Source organism: Archangium sp. (genome assembly GCF_036388035.1).
Taxonomy (GTDB): domain Bacteria; phylum Myxococcota; class Myxococcia; order Myxococcales; family Myxococcaceae; genus Archangium.
In genome coordinates this window covers 1-5,496 of record NZ_DASVSO010000730.1, presented here as the reverse complement: position 1 = coordinate 5,496, position 5,496 = coordinate 1, and the positions used below count along the sequence as shown (strand labels likewise).

The following is a 5,496-nucleotide window of genomic DNA, read 5'->3' as shown; positions in this document are numbered from 1 at the left end:
TCGCAGCTGTCGAGTGGCCTGACGGGAAGAAGAAAGAAGTAAGCAACTATCTGAAGGGATATACGCGGAGCATCCTTCAGGGAAATGCTTTCATCAAGGACTTCCGGAGCCTGGATTCTTCCAACAAAGCGTTTCGCCAGTGGGATCCCATCTTCCTTCCTCACAAGGCAATCTGGGTTGTGTTCGCGCTAGATGAGCAAGTGGCTTGTGAGACGGCAAGGCAGGCCCTGCGAGATGTGAACAAGCACCCTGGTACCCAGTATTACAGGAGCCTGTATTCGGCCGTTCTCTGGTCGATGGGTAGAAAGTATAGAAGCGACGGGGTCTTCAACTGTCTGCAAACCATCCGAAATGAATTTCCGCTCACGGCGGGTCCGGATGAGGAGTTGGTGGACGGTTTCCTGCTCAGGCGCGAGCTGTTCAGGTTGAATGACCAGACCAAGGCCTGGAGTCATTTGTGGGAACGATTTCGCGGGAGTCATCAGGGGGGAGTGCTAACGCCTCGAGTCCAGAGCATCTGGTATGGAAACCTCCTGATCATGATGGACGTGTATCCCGATCCGGACGTGTCCGTGCTGTTGAACATGGTGGAGCGGACACCTGATTTTTCGAAGAAGTACGTCTTCCTCTATGGCGCCACCTTCTTGATCAACAACAAGACCTCGCTCGCGCCGCAGAAGGTGGATTTGAAGGAGAAAGCGCGACTGAAGCGCCTGGTCTCGGAGTTGTACAAGAGAGGAAACGAGAGGGATGGCAAGGCTTCGGGCAGTGGCGATGCGTACGATTTCTTGAAAGCTGCTTTTGAATCAATTCATTGAGGCGACCGCACCTCGGGGCGGGTGAGGCGCGGAATGTCCCATCAAACCAGGGGACGCGGCGCCTCGCGCTCGGGCACGGCGGCTGGCGGCACGGTGCGGTGGTCCGCGCCGATGGCCTCGCGCACCGAGCGCAAGCCGTCCCGGGCCAGCAGTGGGCCCAGGCCCTCGAGCAGCCGGCGCACCATGCCCGGGCCCTCGTAGATGAAGCCCGTGTACACCTGCACCACCGAGGCCCCGGCCCGCAGCTTCTCGTACACGTCCTCGGCGGTGAAGACGCCACCCACGCCGATGATGGGCAGGGCGCCCCCGCTGCGCGCATAGGCCCGGCGGATGACGGCGTTGGCCGGCTCGCGCACCGGCGCTCCGGACAGACCACCGGCCTCCTTCGCCACCGGGTGCTCGAAGGGGCGGGCAATCGTGGTGTTGGTGGCGATGAGCCCGTCCAGCCCGCAGGCGCGCACCACGTCCACCACCTCGTCCACCGCCTCCGGCGTGAGGTCCGGGGCAATCTTGAGGAAGAGCGGCTTGCCCGGGGCCACCTGGGTGAGCCGGGCCTTCACCGCGCGCAGCAGCGCGCCGAGCGCCTCGGGCTCCTGCAGCTTGCGCAGGCCCGGCGTGTTGGGCGAGCTGGCGTTGACCACCACGTAGTCCCCGAGCGGGGCCAGCGTGTCCACGCACGCCACGTAGTCGTCCACCGCGCTCTCCAGCGGCGTGTCCTTGTTCTTGCCGAGGTTCACCCCCACCGGGGCGGGGTGCCAGGTGCGCGCCCGGAGGTTCCCGGCGGCGTTGGCGGCGCCGTGGTTGTTGAAGCCCATCCGGTTGATGAGGGCGCGGTGCTCGGGGAGGCGGAAGAGGCGCGGCTGGGGGTTGCCCGGCTGGGGCCTCGGCGTGAGCGTGCCCACCTCCACCGCGGCGAAGCCGAGCGCCAGCAGTCCGTCCACGGCCTCGGCCTCCTTGTCGAGGCCCGCGGCGAGCGCCACCGGGTGGGCCAACTCCAGGCCCGCCACCTTCACCGAGGCGTCATAGGTGACGGCCGTGAGCGTCCGCGCGCGCATCCGCTGACACAGCCCCTGGAGCTGCCCGAGCCACCGCAGGAAGGTCATCCCCAGCCGGTGAGCGCGCTCGGCGGAGAAGAGGAAGAGGAGGGCGCGGGCGAGCCGGTACATGGGCCTCAGGCGGGAATGAAGGAGGACTGGCGCGCCCAGGCGAGCGTCTGGTCCACCTGCTCGGGCGTGAGGAGGCCGTTCTTCTCGACGAGCTCCACCTCGCGGAGCATGTCCGTCTCCAGGAGGTAGGTGCCGTCGGTGTTGAGCGTGAACTTCACGCCCCGGTCCCAGAAGGTCTGCATGATGTGCTTGAGCTCGTCGAGCCCCTCCACCGCGCGGGTGTGCAGGTTGGAGGTGGGGCACAGCTCGAGCACCACGCCCTGCTCGCGCAGCATCTTCATGGCCGTCTCGTCGTAGGCGGCGCGGATGCCGTGGCCGATGCGGTGGGGCTTGAGCTTGTCCACCACGGCCATGACGCCCTCGGCGCCGGTGCCCCGGGTCTCCCCGGTGTGCACGGTGCACTTGAGGCCTGCCTTGCGCGCGCGGGCGAAGAGGTCCTCGTACTGCGTCACCACGGCGGGCTCGAGCTCCAGCGCGTGCTTCTCCGTGCCGGCCAGGTCGATGCCGTACACGCCACGGCTGCGGTACTTGATGGCCTTGTCCACGAGGATGCTGTTGAGCCGGTGATCGAACTCACGCGCCAGGCAGAAGATGAGGCCGGCCTTCACGCCGTACTCGAGCATGGCCCGGTCCATGCCGCGCAGCGCCGCGTGGATGATGTGGTCCAGGTCGAGCTCCGAGTTGAGGTTGCGCTTCATGGGGTTGAAGCGCAGCTCGATCTGCGTGACGCGGCTGCCGCGGTACTCCTTGCCGATGATCTCGTACACGGAGCGCTCGACGGCCATGGGCGAGCTCTGGATCTTCTCCGTCCAGGTGTGGAGGATCTTCAGGTAGTCCTCGAGGCTGCTCACCTTGCCGGGACGCGAGGTGATGAGCTCGACGAACTCGAAGTAGTCCTTGACGGGGAGCTTGAAGCCCTGCTGGTGCGCGAGGGACCAGAGGACATGGGGAGCCACGGAGCTGCCCATGTGGATGTGCAAATCGATGAGTTCGCGTGCCATGGCGGCATGTATGCACAGTGCCGCCCTGCCGTCCAGCTACCGGCGGAGCAGCACGTAGACGGCGCCCGCGCCTCCGTCCTGGGGACGTGCGGTAGCGAACGCAAGCACCGTCTTGCCGATGCGCTTCTGGCTCAGCCACACCCGGATGCCTTCCTTGAGGACGGGGACCTGATCCTTGGAGTTCAGCCCGCGCCCGTGGACGATGAGCACGCAGCGCTTGCCGGTGCGGCGGCTGTCGGTGAGGAAGCGGTCCACGGCCTCCTTGGCCTCGACCTGGGACATGCCGTGGAGATCCAGGCGCCCCTGCACGGAGAAGTCGCCGCGGCGCAGCGAGCGCAGCAGGCGCGCATCGATGCCGGGGGCGGCGCCCTCGATGTACTCGTTGGTGTCGGCGACAGTGAAGTCCCCCTGGCCCGCCACCATCTCGGCCAGCTCGGCGAGCGCCTCGGCGTTCTCGTCGATGATCTCCGGGAGGCGGGGGTTGGGCGGGGGTGCCTCGCCGCGGTTGGTGATCTGCTCCACGCCATCCATGGCGGAGAGGAAGAGGGACATGTCGTCCTCCTCCTGGATGCGCTTGGACTTGGACGGCTTGGGGGGTGGGGGCGGCGCCTGGGGCTTCTTGGGCGGCTCGGCCTGCTTCTTCTTGAGGTCCGTCAGGGCCGACTTGAAGGGGTTGTTGAAGCCCTCGCTCTTCTTCTTGGGGGAGCCTCGGTCGCTCATATGCCCCTGTAATGCGTCAGAGCGGGCCGAGGTTCAACCTGGTTTCGGTGCGCGCGTCCAGGATTCGCCGGGAGGCGCTCACAACCCCCGCAGGCGGCGGATTTCATCGTAGGCCTCCCGGATCTCCTGGAAGCGGCGCGACGCCTGCTCGACGGCTCCCTGGCCGAGGTTGGCGACGCGGTCCGGGTGGTGGGTGGCGGCGAGCTGGCGGAAGGCGCGCTTCACGTCGGCATCGCTGGCGTCGGGGGTGAGGCCGAGCCGGGTGTAGTGGACGTTGGCGTCACCGAAGTGGCGCGCGGTGACGGAGCGGAACTCCTCCTCGGACAGGCCGAGCCCCTGGGCGACCCGGCGCAGGGTGTCCTGCTCGGCCCGGTGGAGCTGGCCGTCCACGAGCGCCAGGGAGTAGAGGGCATCGAGGAGCAGCAGGCGCTCGGCGGTGGGCAGCTCGTCGCGGCAGGCGCCGGCGGAGTCCTCGAGCGACGCGGGACGGGCGAGATGCTCCTTGAGGTAGCGGCGCACGAGCTCGAGCGCCTCGGGGCCGTACTTGAGCGTGTCGGCGAAGTACTCACGCACCACGCGCACCTCGTCGCGCACCACCTCCCCGTCGGCGCGAGCCACCTCGATGAAGAGGGCACACAGGTGGCGGGCGTAGTGGTCCTGGGCGGGGGTGTTCAGCGCGGAGCGGGGGAGGGGCTTCTCCTTGGCGGCCGCCTCCGAGGGGAGGAGGTTCAGCTCGTCGACCTGATGGCCGACCACGAGTCCGGCGATGACGAGCAGGACGATGGGCAGGGGTCCGCCGATCAGCAGACCGAGGGCCAGTCCAAGCATCGCTCCGAGAACTTTTCCAGGTGCCACGAGCGCTTCACTCCCTTGCCAGGAAGGAGTTTCGCATAGAGTCCGCCGCGCTATGGGCCAGTTGATCGACGGAAAAGCGGTAGCGGCGCGGGTGCGGGCGGAGGTGAAGGCGGAAGTGGACCGGCTCAAGGCCGAGCGCGGCCTGGTTCCGGGGTTGACGGTGGTCCGGGTGGGAGAGGATCCCGCCTCGAGAATCTACGTCACCGGCAAGAAGAAGGCGGCCGAGGAGGTGGGCTTCAACTCCTGGGAGGAGCACCCGGACGCGAGCATCACCGAGGCCGAGCTGCTGGCGCTGGTGGACAAGCTGAACAAGGACCCCGCGGTGCACGGCATCCTGGTGCAGCTCCCTCTGCCCAAGCACATCGACGCGGAGCGGATCATCTCGGCGGTGAGGCCGGAGAAGGACGCGGACGGCTTCCATCCGATGAACGCGGGCAAGCTGTCGCTGGGCAAGCCGGGGCTGCGGCCGTGTACGCCGTTCGGGGTGATGCGCCTGCTGGAGGAGGTGGGCTGCAACCCGGCCGGCAAGCGGGCGGTGGTGGTGGGGCGCAGCAACATCGTGGGCAAGCCGATGGCGCTGATGCTGCTCCAGGCGGACGCGACCGTGACGGTGTGTCACCGCAAGAGCAACCTGCCCGCCGAGGTGGCCAACGCCGACATCCTGGTGGCGGCGGTGGGCGTGCCGGAGCTGATCAAGGGCGAGTGGATCAAGCCGGGCGCGGTGGTGATCGACGTCGGGATGAACCGGATGCCGGACGGGAAGCTGAAGGGGGACGTGGAGTTCGAGAAGGCGAAGGAGCGCGCCTCCTTCATCACGCCCGTCCCAGGCGGGGTGGGCCCGATGACGATCGCGATGCTGATGCGCAACACGCTCGAAGCGGCCAAGGCTGGCGTGTAAGCACCCGGAGATGGCCTTTCCCCTCCTCCCCATCGCGG

6 protein-coding genes are annotated in these 5,496 nt (G+C 67.3%); 2 read left to right on the top strand and 4 right to left on the bottom strand.

Annotated features, from left to right (window positions below; genetic code table 11):
* The coding region (locus VF697_RS30090; protein WP_331100282.1) for a hypothetical protein at positions 1-818 on the top strand (818 nt) is incomplete at its 5' end.
* Between the two features lie 41 nt (positions 819-859).
* Here the strand turns inward: VF697_RS30090 and VF697_RS30085 are convergent.
* The 4 genes from VF697_RS30085 to VF697_RS30070 all read right to left on the bottom strand — a co-directional run bounded on the left by VF697_RS30085 (position 860) and on the right by VF697_RS30070 (position 4,533).
* Complete coding sequence (locus tag VF697_RS30085) at positions 860-1,984, bottom strand: quinone-dependent dihydroorotate dehydrogenase (protein ID WP_331100280.1); 1,125 nt, start codon at positions 1,982-1,984, stop codon at positions 860-862.
* A 5-nt stretch (positions 1,985-1,989) separates the two neighbouring features.
* Positions 1,990-2,985, bottom strand: a complete 996-nt coding sequence (locus VF697_RS30080; protein WP_331100278.1) for an adenosine deaminase — start codon at positions 2,983-2,985, stop codon at positions 1,990-1,992.
* A 36-nt stretch (positions 2,986-3,021) separates the two neighbouring features.
* Positions 3,022-3,705 (bottom strand): Smr/MutS family protein, encoded by a 684-nt coding sequence (locus VF697_RS30075; RefSeq protein ID WP_331100276.1) that lies wholly within the window; start codon positions 3,703-3,705, stop codon positions 3,022-3,024.
* A gap of 78 nt (positions 3,706-3,783) precedes the next feature.
* Positions 3,784-4,533 carry a TerB family tellurite resistance protein gene (locus VF697_RS30070; RefSeq protein WP_331100274.1) on the bottom strand — a complete coding sequence of 250 codons (750 nt, stop codon included), beginning with the start codon at positions 4,531-4,533 and terminating at the stop codon, positions 3,784-3,786.
* Positions 4,534-4,612: 79 nt separating this feature from the next.
* On the opposite strand from VF697_RS30070, the gene folD reads away from it, so the two are divergent.
* On the top strand, positions 4,613-5,458 hold the full coding sequence (gene folD / locus VF697_RS30065) for a bifunctional methylenetetrahydrofolate dehydrogenase/methenyltetrahydrofolate cyclohydrolase FolD (protein WP_331100272.1): 846 nt from the start codon (positions 4,613-4,615) through the stop codon (positions 5,456-5,458).
* Positions 5,459-5,496: the final 38 nt, after the last annotated feature.

Excerpts from the sequence above, each read along its gene's own strand:
- VF697_RS30085 (WP_331100280.1), bottom strand. The coding sequence starts at position 1,984 with ATGTACCGGCTCGCCCGCGCCCTCCTCTTCCTCTTCTCCGCCGAGCGC.
- VF697_RS30080 (WP_331100278.1), bottom strand. The coding sequence starts at position 2,985 with ATGGCACGCGAACTCATCGATTTGCACATCCACATGGGCAGCTCCGTG.
- VF697_RS30075 (WP_331100276.1), bottom strand. The coding sequence starts at position 3,705 with ATGAGCGACCGAGGCTCCCCCAAGAAGAAGAGCGAGGGCTTCAACAAC.
- VF697_RS30070 (WP_331100274.1), bottom strand. The coding sequence starts at position 4,533 with ATGCTTGGACTGGCCCTCGGTCTGCTGATCGGCGGACCCCTGCCCATC.
- folD (WP_331100272.1), top strand. The coding sequence starts at position 4,613 with ATGGGCCAGTTGATCGACGGAAAAGCGGTAGCGGCGCGGGTGCGGGCG.